18 protein-coding genes and 2 pseudogenes are annotated in these 25,796 nt (G+C 74.8%); 12 read left to right on the top strand and 8 right to left on the bottom strand.

What is annotated here, in order from left to right; genetic code table 11:
- Both KBZ10_RS30510 and KBZ10_RS09805 read right to left on the bottom strand, forming a co-directional pair.
- Positions 1 to 64: pseudogene (locus tag KBZ10_RS30510) on the bottom strand (IS200/IS605 family transposase); the annotation flags it as partial.
- Between the two features lie 203 nt (positions 65 to 267).
- Positions 268 to 591 carry a hypothetical protein gene (locus KBZ10_RS09805; RefSeq protein ID WP_210987115.1) on the bottom strand — a complete coding sequence of 108 codons (324 nt, stop codon included), beginning with the start codon at positions 589 to 591 and terminating at the stop codon, positions 268 to 270.
- Between the two features lie 305 nt (positions 592 to 896).
- Here KBZ10_RS09805 and KBZ10_RS09800 point away from each other — a divergent pair, with 305 nt between their 5' ends.
- The 4 genes from KBZ10_RS09800 to KBZ10_RS09785 all read left to right on the top strand — a co-directional run bounded on the left by KBZ10_RS09800 (position 897) and on the right by KBZ10_RS09785 (position 6,596).
- Positions 897 to 1,823, top strand: a complete 927-nt coding sequence (locus tag KBZ10_RS09800; RefSeq protein ID WP_210987114.1) for a LysR family transcriptional regulator — start codon at positions 897 to 899, stop codon at positions 1,821 to 1,823.
- 175 nt (positions 1,824 to 1,998) lie between these two features.
- Positions 1,999 to 3,228, top strand: coding sequence for an acetyl-CoA C-acetyltransferase (locus KBZ10_RS09795; protein ID WP_210987113.1), 1,230 nt, complete (start codon positions 1,999 to 2,001; stop codon positions 3,226 to 3,228).
- 568 nt (positions 3,229 to 3,796) lie between these two features.
- The gene (locus KBZ10_RS09790) at positions 3,797 to 4,810 is read left to right on the top strand and encodes a glycoside hydrolase family 5 protein (RefSeq protein WP_210987112.1); all 1,014 of its coding nucleotides are present in this window, start codon (positions 3,797 to 3,799) and stop codon (positions 4,808 to 4,810) included.
- Positions 4,811 to 5,243: 433 nt separating this feature from the next.
- Complete coding sequence (locus KBZ10_RS09785) at positions 5,244 to 6,596, top strand: FAD-dependent oxidoreductase (protein ID WP_210987111.1); 1,353 nt, start codon at positions 5,244 to 5,246, stop codon at positions 6,594 to 6,596.
- Positions 6,597 to 6,746: 150 nt separating this feature from the next.
- Here the strand turns inward: KBZ10_RS09785 and KBZ10_RS09780 are convergent, their stop codons facing one another.
- Positions 6,747 to 7,169 (bottom strand): DUF2267 domain-containing protein, encoded by a 423-nt coding sequence (locus KBZ10_RS09780; protein WP_210987110.1) that lies wholly within the window; start codon positions 7,167 to 7,169, stop codon positions 6,747 to 6,749.
- Between the two features lie 348 nt (positions 7,170 to 7,517).
- Here KBZ10_RS09780 and KBZ10_RS09775 point away from each other — a divergent pair, with 348 nt between their 5' ends.
- A complete protein-coding gene (locus KBZ10_RS09775) occupies positions 7,518 to 8,723 on the top strand; it encodes a lactonase family protein (protein ID WP_210987109.1) in 1,206 nt (401 codons plus the stop codon).
- Between the two features lie 148 nt (positions 8,724 to 8,871).
- Here the strand turns inward: KBZ10_RS09775 and KBZ10_RS09770 are convergent.
- The 3 genes and pseudogenes from KBZ10_RS09770 to KBZ10_RS09760 all read right to left on the bottom strand — a co-directional run.
- Positions 8,872 to 9,489: pseudogene (locus tag KBZ10_RS09770) on the bottom strand (lytic polysaccharide monooxygenase); the annotation flags it as partial.
- A 417-nt stretch (positions 9,490 to 9,906) separates the two neighbouring features.
- On the bottom strand, positions 9,907 to 11,529 hold the full coding sequence (locus KBZ10_RS09765; protein WP_210987147.1) for a GMC oxidoreductase: 1,623 nt from the start codon (positions 11,527 to 11,529) through the stop codon (positions 9,907 to 9,909).
- Between the two features lie 509 nt (positions 11,530 to 12,038).
- Entirely contained in the window at positions 12,039 to 12,440 is a 402-nt protein-coding gene (locus tag KBZ10_RS09760; RefSeq protein WP_210987108.1) for a DUF1992 domain-containing protein, read from the bottom strand.
- A gap of 672 nt (positions 12,441 to 13,112) precedes the next feature.
- On the opposite strand from KBZ10_RS09760, the gene KBZ10_RS09755 reads away from it, so the two are divergent.
- From KBZ10_RS09755 to KBZ10_RS09740, 4 genes are all read left to right on the top strand, one after another.
- Complete coding sequence (locus KBZ10_RS09755; protein ID WP_210987107.1) at positions 13,113 to 14,432, top strand: DUF4032 domain-containing protein; 1,320 nt, start codon at positions 13,113 to 13,115, stop codon at positions 14,430 to 14,432.
- A gap of 394 nt (positions 14,433 to 14,826) precedes the next feature.
- Positions 14,827 to 15,492: a pyridoxamine 5'-phosphate oxidase family protein gene (locus KBZ10_RS30255; RefSeq protein WP_307847313.1), complete on the top strand. Its 666-nt coding sequence runs from the start codon at positions 14,827 to 14,829 to the stop codon at positions 15,490 to 15,492.
- Positions 15,493 to 15,801: 309 nt separating this feature from the next.
- Complete coding sequence (locus KBZ10_RS09745) at positions 15,802 to 17,946, top strand: MMPL family transporter (protein WP_210987106.1); 2,145 nt, start codon at positions 15,802 to 15,804, stop codon at positions 17,944 to 17,946.
- Positions 17,947 to 18,246: 300 nt separating this feature from the next.
- Positions 18,247 to 19,689, top strand: a complete 1,443-nt coding sequence (locus KBZ10_RS09740; protein WP_307847312.1) for an FG-GAP-like repeat-containing protein — start codon at positions 18,247 to 18,249, stop codon at positions 19,687 to 19,689.
- 179 nt (positions 19,690 to 19,868) lie between these two features.
- On the opposite strand, the gene KBZ10_RS09735 is transcribed toward KBZ10_RS09740, so the two are convergent.
- On the bottom strand, positions 19,869 to 20,234 hold the full coding sequence (locus KBZ10_RS09735) for a DUF2795 domain-containing protein (RefSeq protein ID WP_210987105.1): 366 nt from the start codon (positions 20,232 to 20,234) through the stop codon (positions 19,869 to 19,871).
- A 271-nt stretch (positions 20,235 to 20,505) separates the two neighbouring features.
- A complete protein-coding gene (locus tag KBZ10_RS09730; RefSeq protein WP_210987104.1) occupies positions 20,506 to 21,060 on the bottom strand; it encodes a hypothetical protein in 555 nt (184 codons plus the stop codon).
- 511 nt (positions 21,061 to 21,571) lie between these two features.
- On the opposite strand from KBZ10_RS09730, the gene KBZ10_RS09725 reads away from it, so the two are divergent.
- The 3 genes from KBZ10_RS09725 to KBZ10_RS30250 are packed head-to-tail and all read left to right on the top strand — an operon-like array spanning position 21,572 to position 25,766.
- Positions 21,572 to 24,451: a cation-transporting P-type ATPase gene (locus KBZ10_RS09725; RefSeq protein ID WP_307847311.1), complete on the top strand. Its 2,880-nt coding sequence runs from the start codon at positions 21,572 to 21,574 to the stop codon at positions 24,449 to 24,451.
- Entirely contained in the window at positions 24,448 to 25,107 is a 660-nt protein-coding gene (locus KBZ10_RS09720) for a TrkA family potassium uptake protein (protein WP_210987103.1), read from the top strand. Before KBZ10_RS09725 ends, KBZ10_RS09720 begins: the two co-directional genes overlap by 4 nt.
- Positions 25,104 to 25,766, top strand: a complete 663-nt coding sequence (locus tag KBZ10_RS30250) for a TrkA family potassium uptake protein (protein ID WP_210987102.1) — start codon at positions 25,104 to 25,106, stop codon at positions 25,764 to 25,766. Before KBZ10_RS09720 ends, KBZ10_RS30250 begins: the two co-directional genes overlap by 4 nt.
- Positions 25,767 to 25,796: the final 30 nt, after the last annotated feature.

Below are 25,796 nucleotides of genomic sequence, written 5' to 3'. Positions count from 1 at the left end.
GTTCGTCCAGCCGTTCCGCGACCCGGCCACCGAGGACCGGGCGGCGGTACTTCGGGCACCACACGATGTGGAGCCCGAGGTCATACACGCCGCCGGAGAATCGGCGAACCTTCCTGGTCACGGTCACGCGATCACTATACACACGTCGCAGGTCTAGTGCGACAGAAAGGTGGGCTCAGGTGAACAGTGCAAATCCGTGCGCACAGTTGAGGTCAGAGCAGGGCTCAGAAGCCATTCCCCACCCCGCTAAAGCGGGGCGTCCCCCGGCTAGGTCCTGATGGTGATGCCGAGCAGGCGCCAGGTGGTGGCCCAGGTCCGCAGGCCGAAGGGGCGGTTGATCGCGAGCCCGGCGCCCATGAGGGAGACGATCACACAGATCTCGGCGGCGTGCTCCAGTCGGCCGCGGTGCGCGACCGGGTCGGGAGCGGGCAGCGACAGGGGCAGGACGTACGGCAGCAGGTAGAGCAGCAGCCCTCCGCCGAGGAACACCATGGGCATGGACAGCGGCAGCCGGGCCACGGCGCGCGGGAGGACGGCGGCGAGCAGGGCGCCCAGCCCGAAGAGGGCGAATATCCAGTCGATCAGGGTCACCGGGTGCGTCTGCCCGGTGCCGGGCTCCGGAAGCCCGCCGGGGCGGGGGTGACGTGCGGTGTTGGCCGTGTCCGGGAGCCGTTCCGGGCCCAGGCGAGGGCGTCCTCGCGCACCAGTCCTGTACGGGTTGCGTGTACGGAGGCTCCGGTGGCCGGGCCCCACCGGACCGGCGTTGATTACCGATCCGCTCCTGATTAGGCTCTCAGTGAGATGTACGGCCGGGAGACGGCCGCCGCCCGCCCGGACCGGGCCGGCAACGGAGGGCGCTACCCCGCGCACGCGCCCCGGAGCGAGCGGGGCGAACCGTGGAGCTGCGCCATCTGGTCTCCTTCATGGCCGTCGCCGAGGAGCTGCACTTCGGCCGGGCCGCCAAGCGGCTGCGGATGGCGCAGCCGCCGCTCAGCCAGCAGATCCGGCAGTTGGAGCAGGAGCTGGGAGTTCAGCTCTTCGAGCGCAGCACCCGTTCGGTGCGGCTCACCAGCGCGGGTCAGTCCTTCCTCAAGCCGGTGCGGACGGTTCTCGACGATCTGGACATCGCCGTACGGGTCGTCAAGGCGGCCGGCGCGGGCGAGTACGGGAGGGTGACGGTCGGCTTCGCGGGCGCCTCGTCCCACGCCACGCTGCCCCTGCTGACCCGGGCGGTGCGGGCCGCGCACCCGGGCATCGAGCTGGTCATGGAGGGCCAGACCTACGCCAATGTGGCCCTCGACCGCGTCGCCGACGGCTCACTGGACCTCGGCTTCGTCCGGCTGCCGGTGAACCGGCCGGGCATCGCCTCCCGCTTCATCGGCGAGGAGGAGCTGCTGTGCGCGCTTCCCTCGGACCATCCGCTGGCGGAGCGCGAGCGGATCGCCGTGGCCGATCTGGCCGCCGAGTCCTTCGTCAGTTTTCCCGCGAACGCAGGTTCCACCCTGCGGGACGCGACGCTGCAGGTCTGCGAGGGCGCCGGTTTCCGGCCCCGGATCGTGCAGGAGGCACCGGACTCGTACACGATCCTGGCGCTGGTGGCGGCCGGGGTCGGGGTGACGCTCACGCTCTCGTCCTGCCTGCACATCCAGCAGACGGGCCTGGTGCACCGGCCGCTGGACGGGCCGCCGGTGCGGCTGCGGTCGGCGCTGGCCTGGCGCACGGACAACCCGTCGGCGGCGCTGCGCAGCGTGCTGGCGGTGGCGGAGGAAGCACTGCCGACCCCGCCCGCACCGGGCGGCGGCACCGGCGCGGCGCGGGGCTGAGAGCGGGCGGCCGGGAGCGCGCGCACCGGCGGTCCGCGCACCGGCCCTCCGGACCCGGCAGCGGATTGATACGCCCTGCGTCCGAATCTCTCCCGGATCGGATATTGGACCGGAACAGTCCGGGGTGGAAGGCTCGGGTATACGTTTGCCCTCTTCCCCCGGAAAGGCCCCTGAGATGCCCGGACAGTCCTCCGACGTCGTCATCTGCGAACCCCTGCGCACCCCCATCGGGCGGTTCGGCGGCGGCCTGGCGGGGCTGCGCGCCGCCGGACTGGCCGCGCACGTGGTCGCCGAGGTCGTACGGCGGACGGGTATCGACCCGGAGCGGGTGGACGAGGTGATCCTCGGGCACGCCTATCCGACCTCCGATGCCCCCGCGATCGGCCGGGTCGCCGCCCTCGACGCCGGGCTGCCGGTGTCGGTGACCGGCATCCAGATCGACCGCCGCTGCGGCTCGGGCCTCCAGGCCGTCCTGGACGCGGCCATGCAGATCCGGGCCGGCTTCAGCGACGTCGTCATCGCCGGCGGTGTCGACGTGATGAGCGCCGCGCCCTTCTACACCCACGACGCCCGCTGGGGCATCAAGGGACCGGGCCTGGAACTGCACGACTCCCTGGCCCGCGGCCGGGTCACCGCGGGCGGCGTCAACCACCCCGTGCCGGGCGGCATGATCGAGACGGCCGAGAACCTGCGCCGCGAGTACGCCATCAGCCGCGAGGACCAGGACGCCCTCGCCCTCCGTTCCCAGCGGCGGGCCGCCCGGGCGATGGAGACGGGCCTGTTCGAGGAGGAGATCGTGCCCGTGCCGGTCAGGTCCCGCAAGGGCGAGAAGGTGATCTCCACCGACGAGCACCCGCGCCCCGACACCACCGCCGAGCAGCTCGCCGCGCTGAAGCCGATCATGCTCAGGTCCGACCCGGAGGCGACGGTCACGGCGGGCAACGCCAGCGGCCAGAACGACGCGGCGGCGGCCTGTCTGGTGACGAGCGCGGAGACGGCGGAGCGACTGGGCCTGACGCCGGTGGTCCGGCTGGTCTCCTTCGCCCGGGCCGGGGTCCCGGCCGGGACCATGGGCATCGGGCCGGTCCCGGCGACGCGGGCCGCGCTCGGCCGCGCGGGCCTGGCCCTCAAGGACATGGACCTCATCGAGCTGAACGAGGCCTTCGCCGCCCAGGCGCTCGCCGTCACCCGGGAGATGGGCCTGACGGAGGCCGACCACGAGCAGCGCATCAACGTCAACGGCTCGGGCATCTCCCTCGGCCACCCGGTCGGCGCCACGGGTGCCCGCATCCTGGCCACCCTGGCCCACGAGATGCGGCGCCGCGAGGCCCGCTACGGCCTGGAGACGATGTGCATCGGCGGCGGCCAGGGCCTGGCGGCGGTCTTCGAACGCGTGGAGGGCTGACCGCGCGCGGACGGAGCCGGAGCGCGGGCCGGTGCCCCGCCGGGGCGGCGGCCCGTTGACCGGCGGAAGGGGGCGCGCCCGGCGGACGCGCCGGGCGGCGGTTCAGCGGCGCGGCGGTTCAGCGGGCGGCATGCGGCGGGCGGCCCGATGGATTCGGCCCCACCGTCGCGGCCGCCGAACCCTGGCCGATCCGGCCCGGCCGGCCGACGGGCTCCCGGCGCCGGGCCCCGGGAACGGCCGCTTCCGTCGGGCCACCGGAGCCGGGGAGGACCCGCGGGGGCGCCGCCGGGCTGACCGCACGGGGCTCGCGCGGCTCGCGCGAGGAGGGTTCTTGTGCAACCCGTGTGCCCCAACCGCAGTATTTCCCGGGGCCCTTGACACCGTCCCGGGCACACCGTACACACTGTGCCACCCCCTCCCCGCCCCCGGGATGACAGGGGCGGCCTCGTTGTCCCACTGGATGATGACAACGATGTCAGATGACGAGCACACGGCATGAGCACGGCAGCACGAGAAGCACAGCGGCACCACGCCCTCCCGGGGGTCCCCCACGTCAAGGAGTCGCACCATGAACATGCGGATCGCCGTCACCGCGGCAGCCGTCCTGGGGCTGATGGCCCCCCTGGCCGTCACCGCCCAGGCCGCCCCCTCCCCGTCGGACGCCCCGGCCCGGGCCGCCGCCACCGGCCTTCACGTCAGCGGCGGCCGGATCGTGGAGCGCGACGGTTCGGACTTCGTGATGCGCGGCGTCAACCACGCGCACACCTGGTACACCTCGCGGACCACGCAGTCGCTGGCCGACATCAAGTCCCTGGGCGCCAACACCGTCCGGGTGGTACTGAGTTCGGGCGACCGGTGGACGAGGAACGACACGGCGGACGTCGGGAACGTCGTCCGCCAGTGCAAGCAGAACAAGCTCATCTGCGTCCTGGAGGTCCACGACACCACCGGATACGGCGAGCAGAGCGGGGCCACCACCCTCAGCCGGGCCGCGGACTACTGGATCAGCGTCAAGAGCGCGCTGGACGGCCAGGAGGACTACGTCGTCGTCAACATCGGCAACGAGCCGCACGGCAACAACGGCTATGCCCAGTGGACGGACGACACCAAGGGCGCCATCGCCGAGCTCCGCACCGCCGGCTTCGACCATGCGCTGATGGTGGACGCGCCCAACTGGGGGCAGGACTGGTCGGGCACCATGCGCGACAACGCCCAGTCGGTGTTCGACTCCGACCCGGACCGCAACACCATCTTCTCGATCCACATGTACGGCGTCTACGACACCGCCGCCGAGGTCCGGGACTACCTCAACGCCTTCACCTCCAAGCGACTGCCCGTCGTCGTGGGCGAGTTCGGGCACAACCACTCCGACGGCGACCCGGACGAGGACGCCATCCTCGCGGAGACCCGGACCAGGGGCCTCGGTTACCTCGGCTGGTCCTGGAGCGGCAACAGCAGCGACGTCGGCTACCTCGACATGGCCAACGGCTTCGACAAGAACGCGCTGACCGGCTGGGGCGAGCGGATCTTCAACGGCACCGACGGCATTCGGCAGACCTCCAGGGAAGCCTCCGTGTACTGACCCGCGGCGGCCCCCGGCGGGCCGGCACCGCACGATCCGGCGCACGGCCCCCTCCACGGCCGCGCCGGCCGATCGCGGCCCCGGCACCCGGCACTCCCGCCCGGAACTCCCGCCCGGCACCGGCCCCCACCCGGTGCCGGGCGCACCCCTGTCCCGGTCCGGGCCGGCCGGCGCCACGGGACACCGCGCGGGCCGGGTCGCCCGCGAGGTGGCGCCACCGGCGCCGTGACAGCGGCGTCTCTCCCCCGTCCGGCTCCCGTCGCGTGTGCGGCCGCGGCTCCGGTGGCATGACTGCCGGGGCGGAGTACCGTCGCCGGCCGCCCCGCGCGGCACCCGCCGCTCCGGCGCCGCGGCGCCCGCGGAACCCGTCACGGAGCGGCCCGCCCGGTCGCGCCGCGCGGCGTCGCGTCCCCCCACCGTCGAAAGGACGCTGATGGCCCATCACCCGCCGATGCCCGGCCGGCGCCGGTTCCTCGCCGCGGCCGGCGGTGCCGTCCTCGCCACCGGCCCGGCGGCCGCCTGCACGGGCCCCGGATCGGGAGACGGCCGCACCGCGCGGGGCGGCGTTCCGGACCCGGTGGCCTTCCTGCGCACCTCCTGGTCCACCGATCCGTTCGCCCTGTGCTCGTACTCGTACCTCGCGCCCGGCCCGCTCGGCACGTCCGTCCGTTCGGGACTGGCGGCCCCCGTCGGGGAACGGCTGCACTTCGCGGGGGAGGCGACGTCCGGTGGGGCACCGGCCACGACCGCCGGGGCCCTGGAGAGCGGCCGCCGGGCGGCACGGGAGATCCTCCGGTCCGCCCGGCGCGGGCGGGACACCGTCGTCATCGGGGCCGGGTTCGCCGGACTGGGCTGCGCCCGCGCCCTCGCCGACGCGGGGGTCCGGGTGACGGTGCTCGAGGGACGGGACCGGGTCGGCGGCCGGGTGTGGACGGAGCGGATCGCCGGCGCCCCGGCGGAGATGGGCGCCTCCTGGATCCACGGGGCCGAGGGCAACCCGGTGACGGACCTGCTCCGGCGCAGCGGCGGCCGCGCCCACCCCTTCGACTACGACCGCGTCGTGGGAGGGGACGAGGAGGCGCAGGCGGAACTCGCCCGCCGCAGCGAGAAGCTGGCCGCGGTGACGGAGCCGGACACGACCTCCGTCGGGGACGTGGTGCTCCCCGGGCGGCCGTCGCCGGGCCTGCGGTGGGCCGCCGACGTCGAGTTCACCCAGGAGTACGCCGCCGAGCCCGGCCGGCTCGCCGTCAGCGCCCTCGACGAAGGGGTCGGGGGCTCCGGCGGTGACGTCCTGCTGCCCGGCGGCTACGACCGGCTCGTCGCCGAACTCCGGGGCGGCCTGCGGGTCCGCACCGGCACCACCGTCACCGCCGTCCGGTACGGAGCGGACGGCACCCGCGTGGACCTGGACGGCGGCGGAAGCGTCCGGGCCGGCCACTGCGTCGTCACGGTGCCCATCGGCGTCCTCAAGGCCCGCCGCATCGCCTTCGATCCGCCGCTGCCCCGGGAGAAGCAGGCCGCCGTCGACGCGCTCGGCGCCGGGCTGCTGGACAAGCTCTGGCTGGCGTTCCCCCGCGTCTTCTGGGACCGCGACGCCGACGCCCTGCAGTGGTTCGACCGCGCGAACCCGGGCCTCTGGTCCTGGTGGCTCAACGGCCACAAGGCCTTCGGGAAGCCGGTCCTGCTGGGCTTCAACTCCGGCCGGCACGCGCGGGATCTCGCGGAACGCGGCGACCGGGAGGTCGTGGCCGGCGCGATGGCGGCCCTGCGCGGCCTGCACGCCTGACCCGGCCGCCCCGCCTCCCGCCTGCTGCCTCCGGCGGTCGGGGGAAGGGGCCGGGGCCCGGTTCGCCGCCGCGTCCACTCCGCGCGGAGGACAGGGCCCGCGCCGGCCCGGGAGCCCGGTCCGGCGGCCGGCCGGCGCCGGGCCCCGGCGTCAGCCGGCGTGGTGGGCGGTGCCCTGGCTGCCGGAGAAGAGCACTTCGGCCAGTTCGGCGTCCAGCGACTGGCGGACCTTCTCCGTCAGAGCCCTGTCGGTCGCCTCGCGGACGACCTCCACCACGCACCGCGACTCGTGAACCGCCTTGGGGTAGCCGGTGCGGGCCCGCTGCGCGACGCGCTCGAAGAACTCCTGGCTGCTCATCCGGACCCCGGTCTCCGGTTCGTCCGCCGCCAGCGCCACCCGGCGCAGATGCTCCCCGATCTCCCGGGGCAGCTGGGCCGCGAGGTGTTCCGCGAGCGTCGCCGGTACGCGCTCCGCGAGCGTCTCCAGGCTGGCGCGGGTGGCCGTCTCGGCGGCCCCGCGGCTGCCCAGATGAGCGCGTGCCTGGACCTGGCCGATAAACGTGTCGTGCTGCATGGGATGCTCCTCGTGCTCATTCGCGGTGCCGCACAGCACGGTGTGCACGGCGGGGTCCGCCGGCCGCGGCTCCGTGCGCGGCTCCGGTGCGGGTCCGCGTCCGGGTCCGCGTGCGGACCCGCGGTCGCGGCGTCCCCGGCCGGGTTTCCGCGCCGATCCGGGCAAAACCCCCATCAGCGACACCGGACTCCGGTGTCCCACCGCGCAGTGCGGGCCGCGGCGGGCCACCGTCCGCGGCCCTCGCCTCCCGGGCGTCTTGTGGCCGCCGGGGCGGATGGGCGAGGCTGTCCGGGGTCCGGCTCCGCCGCTCGCTCCCCTCACCCCCACACCGATAGAGGTCCACGCGATATGAGCAGCAACACGCCGTTACCCGCCCGCCGCGGTCTGCTGGCCGCCGCGGCGGCGCTCGCCGCGGGCGCCGCCGTGAGCGGCCCGGCCGCCGCCCGCGCTCTCGCGGTCCCGCCGTCCGGTGCGCCGGATCCCGCGACCGCCCCCGCGGGCGGCCGCCCGCGCCCGTCCGCCGCCCGCCCGCTGTTCCTGGGGACGTACACCTCGCAGCCCGGCGGCGGCACGGGCATCGGCCTCGCCTCGTACGACCCCGTGAGCGGGGAGATCTCCTTGGGCGGGACCCTCTCCGGCGTCGCCGACCCCTCGTTCCTCGCCCTCTCCCCCTGCGGGCGCACCCTCTACGCCGTCAATGAGCGCCGGCCCGGCGGCGTCACCGCGATCGCCCTCGGCGAGGACGGCCGGCACGAGGTGCTGAACAGCCGCGGCACCGGCGGCGACGCGCCCTGCCATCTGTCCGTCCACCCCGGGGGCCGGTTCCTGCTGAGCGCCAACTACACCTCGGGGTCCGTCGCGGTACACCCGGTCGAGGAGGACGGCTCACTCGGCGAACGCACCGAGCTGGCCGAGCACGGCAGCCCGCCGCCCGGACCCGGCCAGGACGGCCCGCACGCCCACCAGATCCTGACCACCCCCGACGGCGGCCACGTCCTCGCCGTCGACCTCGGCAACGACAGCGTCTACACCTACCGCCTGGACGAGTCCGCCGGGACGCTCGACGAGGTCTCCGTCGCGTCCCTGCCGCCCGGCGCGGGTCCCCGGGCGCTGGCCTTCCACCCGTCGGGCCGGTTCGCGTACCTCGCCAACGAGTTGAGCGACACCATCGTGGTCTGCGCCTACGACCCGGACACCGGCCGCCTCACCCCCGGCACCCCGCAGCCGACCGGCACCGGCGGGGTCACCAGCTACCCGGCCCAGCCGCTGGTGTCCCCCGACGGCGCCCACGTCTACCTCTCGAACCGCGGGCACAACAGCATCGCGCACTATGCCGTCGGGGACGGGGGTGCCTCGCTGCGGCTGCTCGGCACGGTGCCGGTGGGCGGCGACTGGCCCCGGCATCTCGCCCTCTCCCCGGACGGCGCCCTGATGTTCGCCTGCAATCAGCGCTCGGGGACGGTGACCGTCTTCCGGGTCGCCCCGGGCACGGGCGCCCTTTCGGCCGTGGCCACGGCCGCGGCGCCGGTTCCGGTCTTCGCCCTGCCCCTGTGACGGTCCGGGCAGGGCACGCTGCTCCGGCCGGCCGTCAACGCACAAGGACCCACCGGGCCGTTGAGCCCGGCGGGTCCCGTGGCGTCATGTGTCCCCGGACGTGTCCCGGTCCGGCGGCTCACCGGATCGGGACGTCACCGGATCAGTACGTCACCTGGCCGCTGCCGCCGTCGAAGACGACGTCGGAGCAGGAGTAGAAGTTCTCCTGGCTGTCCGAGCGGGTCCAGTGGATGTACAGGATGTGCTGGCCGGAGCGCTGCGGCAGGTTGAGGTTCCAGTAGTAGTGGCCGCCGTTGGAGCCCGCACCGCCGGACTGCGGCGGGTTGGTCACGGTCTGCAGGTGCTCCAGGTCGCTCCAGGCCAGGCTCTTGGTCGGGCTGTAGCCGTTCTTGGTGATGTAGACGTCGAACTTGCCCGGGTGGTGGGCCCAGTTGCTGTGCTTCACCTGGATGCTCGCACCCGAGGTGAGGTGGGTCTTCGGCCAGTCGCTGCGCGGGGCGTTGTACGAGGAGAAGTTGTACGGGCCCCGGTCGCCGCCGCTGCACAGCTTCCCGTCCGGGATGTAACCGGTCGTCCGGCCGCCGCCGTTGGAGTCCAGCACGGCGAACCAGTTGTACAGCGGGGTGGTGCCGGACTCCTGGACCGCCGCGGCGCAGGCCGGGTTGGACGGCGTCTGGTGGTTGTTCCTGATGAGGTCCTCGTAGCAGAGGTACGTGCGCGAACCCGGCATCATGGTGGCGCCGTGGGCGGCCGCGGGCGAGGGCATCGACGCCGCGACGAGAGCGAACAGGCCCGCTCCGAGGAGGCTCAGCGAACGAGGGGTGCGGACCGGGGACTTCTTCCGGTCCGGGTGCCGAATGGCCATGTGGGGGTCTCCTAGGGGTCACCCGGCGGAACGGGCACCGTGCCGCCCCGGACCGCTGGTGTGCGGCCGGGCCGGCAGCGGCCCGTCGCCGGATCGGGTCCGACTGACGTGGAGCCACTCCCCGTCCCCGCGGGCGGCCGGGGTGGAGGAACGGCCGCGGCACGGGCGGTATGGGAGCGCTCCCACACAGATAGCACCCCGGGGATCATTCGTAAACCGTTCACACACAATTCCCGTGCGGACACCGGGATGTGACGAGAAAACCGGCCCCGGGAGGGCCGGTTTCCATCGGTGCTCCACGGCGGGGCCGGGCAGGGTTCAGCCCGCCCCTCCCGGGAGCACGTCCTCGGCCAGCACCCGGGCGACATTGCGCTCGGCGAGGGCGGTGATCGTGACGAAGGGGTTCACCCCGATCGAGCCCGGGATCAGCGAGCTGTCGACCGCATACAGATTGCGGTACCCGCGCAGCCGCCCGTACCCGTCCGTCGCCGTGCCCAGCGGGCAGCCGCCCAGGGGGTGGTAGCAGAAGTCGTCGGCGAACGCCCGGTCGTCACCGAAGAGGTCGTAGCGGTACTCCGTGCGGTTGGCCCGGTTGACGCGGTCGAGGAGGGACTTGGCGGCGGCGACGGCCGGCGCGTTCTGCTCCCGCCGCCAGTCCAGCCGCAGCTTCCCGGTGGCCGGATCGAGGGAGAAGGTGCCGCGCTCCGGGTTGTCGGTGATCGCCAGGTAGAGGCTGATCCCGGTCTCGATACCGGCCGGAAGAGGGGCGATCTCGGCGAAGACGGGGTGGGTGGGGTGGTTCCAGTCGTCGATGGCGAGGACGGGGATCGCCGACTGCTTGCTGCCGGTGGGGTTCCAGGGGTGGTTGGCACGGCCGGCCATGATGTTGCCGTTGGGCCCCCACCCGGTGCCGAGTTCGGCGCTGAGGTCGGGCAGGGCGCCCGTGTCGCGGGCGCGGAGCAGGAGTTCGGTGGTGCCGAGGCTGCCCGCGCCGAGGAAGAGGTGCGTGCAGGAGACCTCGGTGCGGGACACCACGGAGCCGTGCTCGTCGATCTCCTTGACCGTCAGCGTGTAGCCGCCGTCCGGGCCCTGCTCGATCCGCTCGACCTGCCGCATCGTGCGGAGGGTGACCTTGCCGGTGCCGAGGGCGGCGGCGAGATAGGACTTGTCCAGGCTGCGCTTGCCGTGGTTGTTGCCGTAGATGACCTCGCCCGCGAGGGCGGACTTGGCGGCGTCGCCGCGCTCCTCCCGCTCCATGTACCCGAAGTCGTAGACGTTCGGCACGTAGACGGTGGACAGCCCGGCGTTGTGCGCCTGGTCGCGGGCCAGCCGGGCGAACCGGTAGTAGTCGCTGTCACCGAAGTAGTCGGTGCCGATGCTGTTGACGCCGAGCATGGCGCGGGCCCGGGGGAAGTACGTGCCGTACATCTCGGCGGAGTCGACGCCGGGCAGCACCTTCTCGAAGTGGCCGCGGGCCGGCGTGACGGCCATGCCGCCGTTGACGAGGGAGCCGCCGCCGACGCCGCGGCCGACGTAGACGGACATCCCGCCGAAGTGGACGCGGTCCAGGACGCCCGGATACCGCTCGATGTTCCGGTTGACCACATCGAGCCAGAGCAGGGTGTCGAGCGGCGCCTCGGTACGGTCCTTGAACCACATGGAGCGGCGGTCCGGGTTGAGCATGTCGCAGAAGATCCTGCCGTCCGCCGCGGCCTCGTCCCAGAGCCGTCCCATCTCCAGCACGAGGGTGTTCACACCGGCCTCGCCGAGCCGGAGGGCCGCGACGGAGGCCCCGTAGCCGGAGCCGACGACGACGGCGGGAAAGGTGTCCCCGGAGGCCGCCGACCGGTCGGCGGCGGACGCGGGGGCGGAGACGCTGGTGAGTCCGGCCGCCGCGGCGGCCTGGAGCGCGGTCGCGCCGATGAAGTGACGGCGGGTCATGCGGGTGCCGGAGCGGGAGGGCGCGGGGGCGGGGGCGGGGGGTGTGAGGGGCACGGGCGGCTCCTGCCTGCGAGAACCTTGAGAACCGGGGGTACCGGCGAGGCGTCGCCGGGTGGCTGGACGGCCTGCCGGTGATGGGCTGCCGATCATGCTGACACGCGGCGTTACCCCGGGTACCCCCGGGCACGGAAGCAACACCGGTCCCCCGGAAAATCGCCGCATACCGGCGGGCGTTGAGCCTCCGCGGCCCGCAGGCCCCCGCCCCCGGGGGCCGGGGGCGGGGGCGGGGGCCGGTGGGGCGGCCGGCATGTGCCGCCGGGTTCCGGGACGCGGCCGCAGCCGGGGTGCGGGCACGGCCGGGGTGCGGGCACGGGGTGCGGGGCTCAGCGCCAGGATCGGGCACAGCCGGGACGCCGGACTCAGCCGGAACGCGGATCGCGGGGTGGAGGCTCAGCCCGGACGCACGCTCAAGCGTTACGCAGGTGCGGGCGCGGTCCAGGAGACCGGACTCAGCCGGAGTGCCGTTCGCGGCGGGCCCGGAGCACGCTCTCCGGGTCGTACGGCTTGAGGTGAAGCGGCGGGCCCGCCGGGGGCCTGCGGAGGGCCTCGCGGATCCGCTCGTTGATCTCCGCCACGATGCGCCGGGCCTCGTCCTCGGAGCGGGCCCCGAGCGCCGCCTCGTGGGCGTCCTCCGCCGCCTTGCGCAGGGCGAGCGCCGGGGGCAGGGCGGAGACGCCCTCGCGGTGCATCTTCCTCTTGATCCACCAGTTCTCGTCGTAGGGGGCGTCGAGACCGGTGAGCGGCCGGCCCGCGCCCGGCAGATCCGCGAACGCGCCGCGCTCCGCGGCTTCCCGGATCTGCCGGTCCACCCAGGACTCGAAGTCGACGCCGGGCGGTTTCCGTTCGGTCATGGCAGGGCCTCCCCTGGGCTCCGCGGTTCTCCGGCCGGCTCGGCGGAACCGGCGGCCCGGGTCCGGTCACGGCCCGGTTCTCCACCGTACCGGGACGGTCCCTGGTGCCCGGGCGGGTCCCGGGCGATGGCGGGTCGTTCTTGGAGGTGTGCTTCCAGAAACGACGTCTCGACAAGAACAAGGAGCCCCATGCCCTCCCGCCCGCCCGGCATCTTCCCAAGCCGGACGACATGTTCGACCGGGACTGGGAGTGGAGTGAGCTGACGGCGTTCGCCACCGGCCGGGGCTCCGGGCCCAGGCTCGGCGTGGTGTCCGGACGGCGGCGGCAGGGCAAGAGCTTCCTCCTGCAGGCACTGGCCGAGGCCACCGGCGGTTTCTACTACGCCGCCGTCGAGGTGTCCGCGACCGAATCGCTCCCGTTGCTCGGCGAGGCGGTGGCGCGCTACACCGGCGCTCCGTTCCCGCCCCGGCCCGCGCACTGGGAGGAGGCCCTGGACCTGCTCTTCTCCCTGGCAGCCGAACGGCCGCTCCCCGTGATCACCGACGAGTTCCCGTACCCGGTGCGGGACGCGCCCGCCCTGCCCCCGCAACTGCAGGCGGCGATCGGGGTGCGGTCCGGCCGTCACCTCCCGGCCCTGCCGGCACCCGGCAGGCCTGCCGCAGACTGGCCCCATGGAACTCCAGATCACCGCGACCTCCGCCGAGCATCCCGCCGTCCTCCTCGATCTGCCGTGGGGCGTGCCGCTGGCGGAGTGGCCGGAGAAGCACCTGGTCGCGCTGCCGCGCGGCATCTCGCGCCATGTGGTGCGGTTCGCCCGCGCGGGCGACGAGGTGGTCGCCGTCAAGGAGGTCGGCGAGTGGGCGGCCGTACGGGAGTACGAGCTGCTGCGGGACCTGGACCGGCTCGCCGTTCCCGCCGTCGACGCGCTCGCGGTGGTCACCGGGCGGAGGGACGGGCGCGGCGAGCCGCTGGAGCCCGTCCTCATCACCCGGCATCTGGACGGCTCGCTGCCGTACCGCTCGATGTTCGAGACGACGATGCGGCCCGGCACCATCAACCGGCTGCTGGACGCGCTCGCCGTCCTCCTCGTCCGGCTCCATCTCAGCGGCTTCGCGTGGGGTGACTGCTCGCTCTCCAACACCCTCTTCCGGCGCGACGCGGGCGCGTACGCCGCCTATCTCGTCGACGCCGAGACGGGGCAGCTCCAGCCCCGCCTGAGCCACGGGCAGCGGGAGTACGACGTGGAGATCGCCCGGGTGAACATCTCCGGCGAGCTGATGGACCTGGAGGCGGGCGGCTCCCTGCACCCCTCGGTGGACCCGGTCGCGTTCGGCACGGCCATCGCCGAGCGGTACGGCGAGCTGTGGCACGAGCTGACCCGCCAGTCGGTGTACCCGCTCGCCAAGCGGCACTACATCGACCGCCGCATCCGCCGCCTCAACGACCTGGGCTTCGACGTGGCGGAGATGCAGATCCAGGCGACCCCCGACGGCGACGCGGTGACGTTCCTCCCGAAGGTCGTCGACGCCGGCCACCACCAGCGGCAGCTGCTCCGGCTGACGGGCATGGACGCCGAGGAGAACCAGGCGCGCAGCCTGCTCCGCGACCTGGAGACCTGGATGGTCTCGCAGCAGGACTACGCGCCCGGCGACCCCCTGGGCGCCCGCCCCGAGGTACTGGCCCACCGCTGGGTGCGGGACGTGTTCCGGCCCGCCGTACGCCTCGTGCCGCGCGAGCTGCGCGGCTCGGCCGACACCGCGCAGATCTACCACGAGCTGCTGGAACACCGCTGGCTGCTGTCCGAACGGGCCCGTCACGACGTGGGCCTGGAGGCCACCGTGGAGGACTACATCCGCACGGTGCTCCGGCCGGGCGGGGGCGGTGAGGGGGCCAAGGCGGCGGCCGGGGCGGGAACGGGGGCGGCGCCCGGGCGGGGGCCGGAAACGGCGGCGGCGCCGGGGGACGACCCGGAGGGGGCAGAGGAGGGCTGAGGAGGGCTACTGCCCCTGGGCCTGCCCGCCTCGCCCCATCGGGCCGGGCCCGGCCGCCGCCGGACCGGGCTGCCGCGATGTCCGCTGCCGCACGCTGCCCGGCGGAGTGCCGTCCGCTTCGGGCACGGACGTGCCCGGCAACACGGCGAGGGCATCGCGGTCCGCCGGACGCCGCGGACCGGCGGACGCCGTGAGGCCGCCGGACGCCGTGAGGCCGGCTGGCGCTGCGGAACGGCGGGCCGGCAGGTACAGCGGGCCGGCGTACCGGCGTACCGGCGGCGGAAGCCTCGGCCGCGAGGGGTGTACGGGCGCGTGAGGCCCACCCGGACGTGATAGTCCTCCGCTCGGTGGGTACCCGGGCCGGGCCCCGAACCGGCGAGAGGATGCGATCGCTGTGTCCCACAAGGCAGCCCACCGAGCGGCACACGACGGCGGCGACATCGGACGGCGCGTCGCCCGCCAGCGCGAACGCCTCGGTCTCAGCCGCGAGCAGCTGGCGACCCGGGCCGGGATGGCCCCCGGCTACCTGGAGTACCTGGAGGAGCACCCCGCCGACCCCAGCGGCCCGGGCCTGCTCAGGCTGGCGGGGGCGCTGGAGACGACGGTCGCGGCGCTGCGCGGCGGCTTCCCCTGCCCCCCGCCGGAGCGGGGCCGGCCCGGTGACTATCCGCAGTTGCGCGACCTCGGCCCCGAGGAGTGCCGGGACCGGCTCGCCTCGCACGGGGTGGGCCGGGTCGCCGTCTCCCGGGCGGAGGGACCGGTGATCATCCCGGTGAACTACCTGGTCCTGGACGACACGATCGCCTTCCGGGCCCGGCCCGGCACCCCGCCCGCGACCGCCCCGGGGCAGGAGGTCGCCTTCGAGGTCGACGACGTGGACGAGATGCTGAGCCAGGGCTGGAGCGTTCTCGTCACGGGCCGTGCCCGGGCCGCCACCGGCCACGAGGCGGCCCTGCTGGACGAGCGGGCGCCCACCGAGCCCTGGGCGGGCGACGGGCACGAGCGCTGGGTGCTCATCAGCCCCGAGCACGTGTCCGGACGGCGCATGCACCTGGGGTGAGCGCGGACGCGCGCGGCCCCGGTGCCCTCCCGCGTCGCCGCGCGACGGCCGGCGCCGTGGGGACGGGCCGCCGGAGACGGGCCCGGTGCCCGGGGCGGCGGCTCGCCGCGATACCTTCGCCACGGCCCGCACCGGGCGCGCGGCGCGGGCGCGGGCCGCGCGGTCCCCGTGCCCGGCCGCCGCGGCCGTGCGGCCCCGCCCGCATCCGTACGGGCCGCCGGTGACGAATCGGGGGCGTCGTGCACTCCGGGGCGGATCGGGGGCACGAGAATGGCGATGCGTTCCGAACGATCTCTCCGAGGGAGACCGATGCCGTCCACACCACGGGCCGCCCGCTGGCTCGTACCCGCTCTGCTGCTCGTCGTCTGGCTGGGGATCGGTGGGGCCCTGGGGCCGTATGCCGGGAAGCTCAGCGAGATCGCGACCAACGACCAGTCGGCCTTCCTCCCGGAGAGCGCCGAGTCGACGAAGGTGATCGACGCTCAGAAGGCGTTCCGGCAGAGCCAGACGCTGCCCGCCATCGTCGTGTGGACCGCCGACGAGGGGAAGATCACCGGCGGTCAGCGGAAGGCGGCCACCGGCGCGCTGGCCTCGCTCTCCGACAGCCCCGGGGTCACCGGACGGGTCTCCCCCGCCCTGCCCTCCGAGGACGGCCTCGCCCTGCAGGGCGTGGTCCAGCTCCGCGACGACCTGGGCGACGAGACGGGCGCCGCCCTGGACCGTATCCGCGAGGCGGCCGAGCGGGTTGACGGGACGTCGGTGCGGATCGCCGGACCCGCCGCCACCCAGAACGATCTCTCCGAGGCGTTCGCCGGTATCGACGGGCTGCTGCTCGGGGTGGCGCTCAGCGTGGTGCTGCTGATCCTGCTGCTGGTCTACCGCAGTGTGCTGCTGCCGCTCGTCATCATCCTCAGCGCGGTCTTCGCGCTCTCGCTGGCCACCGGCATCGTCTACGCGCTGGCGGAGCGCGATGTGGTGCGGGTGGACGGGCAGGTGCAGGGCATCCTCTTCATCCTCGTCATCGGCGCGGCGACCGACTACGCCCTGCTGCTCTCCGCCCGTTTCCGCGAGGAACTGCCGCTGCACGAAGAGCGGTTCGGCGCCATGCGGGCCGCGGTGCGCCGCTCCGCCGGGGCGATCACGGCCAGTGCGGCCACCGTGGCGCTGGGCCTGCTCGCCCTGCTGCTCAGCGATCTGGCGAACAATCAGGCACTGGGCCCGGTCGGCGCCATCGGCATCGTCTGCTCCGTCCTCGCCGCGCTGACGTTCCTGCCCGCCGCCCTGCTGCTGCTCGGCCGGGCCGCGTACTGGCCGGCCCGTCCCAAGCCCGTGGTGGACCCGGAGCACCCGGAGGCCAGGGGCAGCAGCATCTGGGCCCGGGTCGCCGCGTGGGTGGACCGGGCGCCGCGGCGGATCTGGGCCGTGACGCTCGCGGTGCTCGCCCTGTTCGCCGTCTTCGCGCCGCAGCTGAAGTCGCAGGGTGTGCCGCTGAGCGAGATCTTCGTCAACGACGCGCCGTCGGTCGCCGCGCAGCGCGCGCTGAGCGAGCACTTCCCCGGCGGCACGGGCAATCCGGCGGTGATCATCGCCGATGCCGACCGGGTCCGGGAGGTGACGCGGGCGGCGAACGGCACCGACGGCGTCTCCTCGGCGGCGCCCGTGACGGAGTCCGGGCGGCCCGGCGGGGGCGAGCCCCTGGTCGTGGACGGGCGCGTGCGGATCGACGCCGTGCTGGAGGACGACGCCGACAGCGTCGCCGCCCGGGAGACCGTGCAGCGGCTCCGGGACGCGGTGCACGAGGTGTCCGGCGCGGACGCCCTCGTCGGCGGCTACACCGCGCAGCAGTACGACACCCAGACCACCGCCCAGCGCGATCTGAAGGTGATCGTCCCGGTGGTGCTGGCCATCATCCTGGTGATCCTGGTGGCGCTGCTGCGCTCGCTGCTGCTGCCGGTGCTGCTGGTCCTCACCGTCGCCCTCAACTACGGGGCGACGATCGGGGTCGCCGCCCTCGTCTTCGAGTACCTCTTCGGCTTCGGCGGGGTCGATCCGTCCGTGCCGCTGTACGGGTTCGTCTTCCTGGTGGCGCTCGGCGTGGACTACAACATCTTCCTGATGACGCGGGTCCGGGAGGAGGCGCAGGTCCGGGGCACCCGTCTGGGCGTCCTCAAGGGGCTGACGGCGACCGGCGGCGTCATCACCTCCGCGGGGGTGGTGCTGGCGGCGACGTTCGCCGCGCTGGTCGTCATCCCGCTGGCGTTCCTCGTCCAGATCGCCTTCATCGTGGCCTTCGGCGTGCTGATGGACACCCTGGTGGTGCGGTCGCTGCTGGTTCCGGCGCTCACCCGGGACATCGGGCCGGTGGTGTGGTGGCCCAGCGCCCTGCGCCACGACCCGGCGGCCGCCGACCGGAGCCCCGGCGAAGCGGGCGCCCGGTCCGGCGCCGGGGGCTGAGTCCGCCCCGGCTCCCCATGGGGAAGGCCGGCCGGAACTGCTGCCGGGACGTGCCGAACGGTGACACGACACCGCAACCGTTCGGCGCGCCCCGCCGCAGCCGCCGCAACTTCCTTACGAATAAGGTCAGTTCGGGCGCCACCGGGACGTGCTGAACGGTGACACGGCACCGCAACCGTTCAGCAGCGGCCCGTCGTCGTCAGAGATGTGCCGAACATGTTCACGGGACCAACCCGCGTTTGCGGCCCGGTGAACACCCGGCGCTTCCCGTTCCTGTGACGACTTCCGTGGAGGCCCCCTGTGCGTCGCCGTATCCGCCCGTCCCTCGTCGCGCGCTGCGCGGTGGTGGCCGCCCTCGTGACCGCCGCGCCGTCCCTCCTGGCGCTCCCCGCGAGCGCCGGGGAGAGCGCGCCCGCCGCCCGCCCGGCCGGGCTCGCGCCGCAGCCGGACTTCGACGGCGACGGCCATGCCGACGTCGCCTCCTCGGCTCCCGGCGCCACCATCGGCGGCCGGGCGGAGGCCGGGTACGTCGTCGTGGTGTACAGCTCCTCCGGCGGTGCGGAGACCGAGCGGCGGCACGTCATCAGCCAGGCCACGGCCGGGGTCCCCGGCTCACCGGCGGCCGGCGGCCGGTTCGGCCACCGCACGGTCGCCCGCGACCTCGACGGCGACGGCTACACCGACCTCGCCGTGGAGGCCCCGGGAACCTCCTCCGTCACCGTCCTGTGGGGCTCCCGGTTCGGCCTGGACGGGGGCACCGTGCTGCCTGTCTCCGCCGGAACGAGCGGCGACAGCCTGACCGGCGGGGACTTCAACGGTGACGGGCACCCCGACCTGGTGGGCGTCAGCTCGGTCTCCGAGGAGTGGGGCGATCTGCGGATCCTCTACGGCCCGTTCACGCGCGGCGCCGTCCCGGCCGGCACCGCCGACGTGCCCACCGGCCGCGTGTTCGAGCCCCGGGACCTGGTGGCGGGCGACATCACCGGGGACGGCCGGGACGACCTCGTCAGCCTGCACGACTTCGAGGAGATGTCCGAGGCGGCCATCTTCTGGCGGGGCACCGCCACCGGCCTGGCCCGCGGCAGCCGGTCCCCCGGCCACGGCGCCTCCGCGGCGATCGGCGACGTGGACGGCGACGGCTACGGCGACCTGGTGATGCGGACGGTGCCCGGCAACGTCGTCGAGGACCTGCCGTACGACGAGGGGTCGCTCAAGGTCGTGTACGGCACGGCGGACGGGCCGGGCACCCGGAGTACGGTCATCGACCAGGACACGGCGGGCGTGCCGGGCGCCGGTGAGGCGGGCGACCAGTTCGGCGCCGCCCTCGCCGCCGGGGACGTCACCGGCGACGGCCGCGCGGACATCGCCGTCGGCGTGCCGTACGAGGATCTGCCGGCGGGTGCCGACGCCGGTGCCGTCGTCCTGCTCAAGGGCGGCGCTGGCGGGCTCTCCGGCAGCGGAGCCCGCGCCTTCCACCAGGACAAGGCGGGCGTGCCGGGGATCGCCGAGGCCGGGGACCGCTTCGGTTCGGCCCTCGCCCTGCAGGACACCGACGGCGACGGCCGGGACGACCTGGCCGCCGGCGCTCCCCTGGAGGACGGTTCGCTGCGGGACTCGGGCGCGGTGTGGGTCCTGCGCGGCGCCGCCGGCTCGCTGACCACGACCGGGATCGTCTCGTTCGGGCCGTCGGCCTTCGGCGCCCCGGAGGCCGGGGCCCGGCTGGGCCAGGCGCTTCCGCACTGAGGCCGGCCAGCGGTCCCGCCGGACGCGCCGGGTGGCAGCGGCCCCCCATCCCCCTGGAGCCGCTTCGGCGCCCTGAGGCTCAGGGGGCGGCCGTTCGCGGGGGCTCCGGGCGCTTGCCCGGCCTCCCGGCTCGGGGCAGCGGGCCGGCGAGTCGTCCGGGCCGGCCGGCGCGGGTGGCCTCAGTGGTGCCGCGGGCCCTGGCGGGGGCCGGTGCCGGGCATTCTGCGCGGGTGTTCGAGTTCCTCCTCGACCGGGGGCTTGTCGGCGTCGCGCAGATGCCGGGACAGATGCCGCTTGGCGCCCTTGCGCGCCTGCTCCCCCTGCTGGCCGGGGCTGTGGCCCAGGTCGGAGTCGGGGTCCACCCGGACGGAGTGGGCCACCTGTTCGCGGTTCTCGTACCGCTCGGCCGGAATGCCGCGCAGCGCGGCCACGGCCGCCTGGGAGGCGCCGCCCACCTTCGCGGCCCGGATGAGTTCGTCCTTGCCGGCCGGGAAGTCGACGTCCTTGATCGCGTGCAGAACCTGGGGGACGCTCGTGTGCGCCATGGCTCTCTCCTTGCCGCTTCTGGGAATGCGTGCGCCGGGCTTCCGCTGCGGCACGGCGCGCAGAGGGACGGCCGGCCGGGAGGGCGGCCGCTGCCCTGCACTGCCGGGTTCCCGGGCGAAAAGGATGAAACCCCGCATACCGTCACGGCTGCCCGGTGCGCGGGGCGCGGGACCGGGCCGTGGCCCCGGGCGGCCCGGCTCACGGCAGCTCACGGCAGCTCACGGCAGCTCACGGCAGCTCACGGCAGCTCACGGCAGCTCACGGCAAGTGTCAGCAGGCCACGGCCTTGGGGACGTCGGAGCCCTGGTCGGCGAGGTCGCACAGCGTCCGGAACGAGATCTTCCAGTCGCCGTCCTGCCGGACGGACTCGCCCGGCCTCTCCGGCCGGATCGTCGCGTCGCCGCGCCGCAGGGTGTAGCCGACGTCGGCGGCCCGCGCGGAGGTGAAGTCGACGGAGCCGACGCGCACCCGCAAATCGCCCGCCCGCTCGTCCTCCGCGAACCCCTGGATCATCAGCTCGTACTGCACGCCGTCCTCGACGAGGGCGGCCTTCTTCTCCACCGGCAGATCCGGGTCGAAGAAGCCGCGCCAGGCCCTGCGGATCTCGTCCTCCGCCCGGTCCGGGTCGTCCGGGGTGGTCGCCGTGGGGCTCGGTGAGGCGGAGGAGGGCGTCCGCTCGGGCGGTGTGGTGTCCGCCGTTCCGGTGGCGGTCGACGGCGTGGTCGTCTTCTCGTCACCGCCGTCGCCCCCGGAACCGCACCCGGCCGCGAACAGGAGGGCCGCGGCCGTCAGGAGCGCGGCCGGTCCCCGTGCCGCAGGAGTCATGGTCGTCACCTTCCGGTTCCGCTTCTGGAGGGGCCTACCCGTCGCCGGGCGGCTCATCCCCGTTCCGGCCACGGGCAGTTGGGCGCGGAACCGGGCCGGCCGGGCACGACGGAAGAGGCACGCTACCCGCCGCCGCGGGGCCCGGCCCGGAACCGCGCCGATCAGCACACTTTTCTCACCGATCCTGCCTTCCCCGCAGACCGCCCCTCCCCGCGGCCGTTCCCGCCCCCGGCGCCTGCCGCGCCCGTCCGGGCCGCGGCCCGTGCGGAGGCACCCGCCCGCACCGGCCCCCCGGTGACACCGCTCCGCCAACCGAGGCAGAACCGGCCGGGCCACTCCCGGCCGCCGGGGGAAGGGGGTACCAAGGGAACGGCAGGCACAGCAGCGCCTCCCGTGACTCCCTGGAGGAATGGCCATGGCTCCCCTTCCCGGCCCCCGGCCGGACCCCGGCGCGGGCCGAGCGGCGGCCCGCCCGCCCCGCCCGGCGGCCCGCGCGCCCCGGAGCTGAGCGGTGCCCGGGACACCCGCCGGCACCGCCGCCCCGGACGGTGACGGCACGCGCGACGCCCCGGAAGCCGCCGGTCCCGCCCTGGAGGCACTGCCGCCCGAAGAGGTCTACGACGCCCTGGGTTCCTCGCCGCGCGGCCTCTCCCCGGCCGCCGCCGAGGACCGCCGGGCCCGGTACGGAGCCAACGAACTGCCGCGCGCGGCCCGGGCCAGTGTGTGGCGGCAGGCCCTGGCACAGCTCACCGACCTCTTCGCCGTCGTCCTGATCATCGCGTCGGCGATCACCTTCCTGGCCTACTGGCTGAGCGAGCCCCGGGACCTGGGCCGGCTCCAGCTGGCCGTCGCGATCCTGTGCGTGGTGGCGCTCAACGCCGTCATCGGTTTCACCCAGGAGTACTCGGCGGAGCGCACGGCGGAGTCGCTGCAGGCCATGGTCCCGCGCACCTGCGGGGTCCTGCGGGACGGCAGACGGCAGGAGCTGCCGGCGCAGGACCTGGTCCCGGGCGACGTGGTGGTGCTGGAGGCCGGTGACGCGGTGCCCGCCGACTGCCGGCTCGTCGAGGCGCACGAGCTGTCGGTGAACAACGCCTCGCTGACCGGGGAGAGCGACCCGGTGCGCCGCGACGGCGACCCGATGGCGGTCCCCGGTCCGCTGACGGACGCGCGCAACTGCGTCTTCATGGGCACCGACGCGGTGGCGGGCGCGGGGAAGGCCGTCGTGTTCGCCACCGGGGCGGCGACCGAGTTCGGCCGCATCTACCGGCTGACCGCCTCCGCCACCCGGCAGAAGACCCCGCTGCAACTCCAGGTGGCGGCCATGGCACGGCGGGTCGCGGGCACCGCGCTGGCCGTCGGCGCCGTGCTGTTCGCCGTGCGGCTCCCGGGCGGCGACGACACGGTCGAGGCGTTCGTCTTCGCCCTCGGGGTGATGGTGGCCCTCGTCCCGGAGGGGCTGCCGGCGACGCTCTCGGTGTCGCTGGCCATCGGCGTGCGGCGGATGGCCCGCCGCAACGCCCTGGTGAAGCGGCTGCTGGCGGTGGAGGCGCTGGGTTCGACCACGGTGGTGCTCACCGACAAGACCGGAACGCTGACGCAGGCGGAGATGACCGTCACCCGGGTGTGGGCCGGCGGGACGCTGCACGCGGTGACCGGCGTCGGCTACGCCCCGGACGGGGAGGTGGCGGACCCGGTACCGGCGGTGCGGGAGCTGCTGCGCGTCGCCGCCCTGTGCTGCGACGCCAAACTCCTGCCGCCGGGTGGCGGAGGTGACGGAGGTGACGGGGACGGCCGCGGGCGGGGCGGGCGCGACGGGAACTGGCGGGTGCTCGGCGACACGACCGAGGGGGCGCTGCTCGTGGCGGCGGCCAAGGCGGGGATCGATCCGCCCGCCGAGGAGGCCGCCTGCCCCCGGCTCGCGGAGCACCCCTTCGACCCGGGCCGCAAACTCATGAGCACGGTGCACCGCGCACCGGGCGGCGGCTTCCTGGTCCACGTCAAAGGCGCCCCGCAGGAGTTGCTGGCCCGCTGCACGCACATCGACCGGGCGGGCGGGGCCCGGCCGCTGACCGAGGAGGCCCGGGCCGGAGTCGTCGCCGCCAACGACGAACTGGCCGCCCAGGGGCTGCGGGTCCTCGCCGTCGCCGTCCGGCGGGCGGAGGGGCCCGGCGAGGACCGTGACACCGCCGAGTCCGGGCTGACCCTGCTCGGCCTCACCGGCATGCTCGACCCGCCCCGGACCGAGGTCAGCGAGGCCGTGGACGCCTGCCGGCGGGCGGGCATCCGCATCGTCATGGCGACCGGCGACCACCCGCTCACCGCCGAGGCCGTGGCCCGCAGGGTGGGGATCGTCCGCGGGCGCGAGCCGGTCGTCGTCACCGGCAGACGCCTGGACACCCTCGACGACGCGGCCCTGGACGAGCTGATGGCCGGCGCGCCGGAACTGCTGCTGTGCCGGGTCAGCCCCGAGCACAAGACGCGGGCCGTGACCGCCCTGCGGCGGCGTGGCGAGGTCGTGGCCGTCACCGGCGACGGCGCCAACGACGCCCCGGCGCTCAAGCACGCCGACATCGGGGTGGCGATGGGCGCCTCCGGCACCGACGTGGCCCGGGAGGCCGCCGTCATGGTGCTGCTGGACGACTCCTTCGCCTCCATCGCCGCCGCCGTGCGGCTGGGCCGCTCCGTCTACCTGAACATCCGCAGGTTCCTGGTCTACGTCTTCAGCAGCAACATCGGCGAACTGGGCCCCATCGTCGCCGCCACGTTCACCGGCTTCCCGCTCGTGCCGATCAGCGCGGTGCAGATCCTCGCCATCGACCTCGGCTCGGATGTCCTGCCGGCCCTGGCGCTCGGCGCGGAACCGCCGGAGTCCGACGTCATGGACCGGCCGCCGCGCGCCCGCCGGGAACGCCTGTTCTCGCTGGAGGTGATGCGCCGGATCCTCTTCCTCGGCGGCATCCAGGCGCTCGGCGTGACCGCCGTCTTCTTCTGGCACATCCACGCCTCCGGCATCCCGTTCGCCGAGTTCACCGAGGACCACCCGGTGTACCGGGAGGCGGTGACGATGGTGCAGGCGGGCATCGTGCTCAGCCAGTTCTTCGTGGGCCTGGCCGTCCGCACCGACCGGCAGAGCCTGCTGCGGGCGGGCCTGTTCTCCAATCCGTGGCTGCTGGGCGCCGGGGCCGCCGGCATCGCCCTGATGGCCTGCATCAGCTATGTGCCCCTGCTGCAGGGGGTGTTCAACACCGCACCGCTCGCGCCGGCCGACTGGGCGGTGCTGGCGGGTCTCGGGGCGCTTCCGCTGGCCGCCGACGAGCTCCGCAAGGCGCGGCTGCGCCGCCGCCGGCCGGCCACCGCCCGGACTCCCGGAGGAGATGAGGAACCATGAGAGTGATCATCGCGGGCTGCGGCCGGGCGGGCTCCGCGCTCGCCGCCCAGCTCGCCGCCGAGGGCCACGACGTACGGATCATCGATCCGCTCCCGGGCGCCCGGCGGCTGCTGCCGGCCGGCTTCTCCGGGGCCTTCCACACCGGCAGCGGCTTCAGCCGCGCGGCGCTGGAGGCCGCCGGGATCGAGCACGCCGATGCGTTCGTCGCCCTGACCTCGGGTGACAACCGGAACCTCGTCGCCGCGCGCACGGCCAAGGAGACCTACCGGGTTCCCATGGTCGTCGCCCGCATCCACGACCCGCGCCGCAAGGAGCTGTACCGGGGCTTCGGCATCCCCACCGTGGCCGGGATCCGCTGGACGGTCCAGCAGATCCACCGCACCCTGCTGCACCGCCATCTCGACCCCGAACTGACCTTCGGCAACGGGGAGACCCTGCTCGTCCGCTCCGAGCTGCCCGGCTACCTCCTCGGGCGGCGGCTGGCGGAGTTCGACGTGGACGGGGAGATCCGGGTGGTGGAGGTGACCCGGGGCGGCCACTCCCTCGTCCCCGCCCGCAACACCACGGCGGAACCGTCCGACCTCGTCACCTTCGCCGTCGCCGCGACCGCCCTCGGCACGCTGCGCGGCTTCCTCGGAAAGGAGCTGGGCACGTGAGAGCGATCATCGCGGGCGCGGGCCGGCTGGGCAGCCGGATCGCGCGCGTCCTCGCCGCCGAGCACGAGGTCACCCTCGTCGATCTCGACGAACGCCGGCCGGCCGGCCCGGCGGGCGGGGCGGGCGGGGCGGGCCCCCGCATCGTCCTCGGCGACGCCTGCGAGCCCGCCGTCCTGGAACACGCCGGGGTGCACACCGCCGACGTCCTCATCGCGGCCACCGACCGGGACGAGGACAACCTCGTCATCAGCCATCTGGCCAAGACCCGGTTCGCCGTCCCGCGGGTGGCCGCCCGGGTCAACGACCCCGAGAACACCTGGCTGTTCGACGAGCACTGGGGCGTGGACATCGCCGTGCCCGCCGACATGCCGCTGGTCGCCCTCGTCGAGGAGGTCGCGGGCGCCGTGGACACCGTGTCCCTGCTCCGGCTGGGGCAGACGGGGGTGGGGGTCGTGGAGATCCTCGTCTCCGCCGGTTCCCGCGCGGACGGCCGCCGGATCGACGACCTGCGCCTCCCCACCGGCACGCTCGTCGCCGCCGTCATCCGCGAGGGCGAACCCGTGTTCCCCGCCCGCGACCTGCCGCTGCGGCCGGGGGACGTCCTCTTCCTCGTCTCCCACACCGCCACCGAGCAGGAGATCCGCTCGGCCGTCCAGTGACGCGTCCCGGGCTCCCGGGGCGCGTCCCGC

Source organism: Streptomyces sp. F63 (assembly GCF_018070345.1).
Taxonomy (GTDB): Bacteria; Actinomycetota; Actinomycetes; order Streptomycetales; family Streptomycetaceae; genus Streptomyces.
This window is presented reverse-complemented; position numbering and strand designations above follow the sequence as displayed.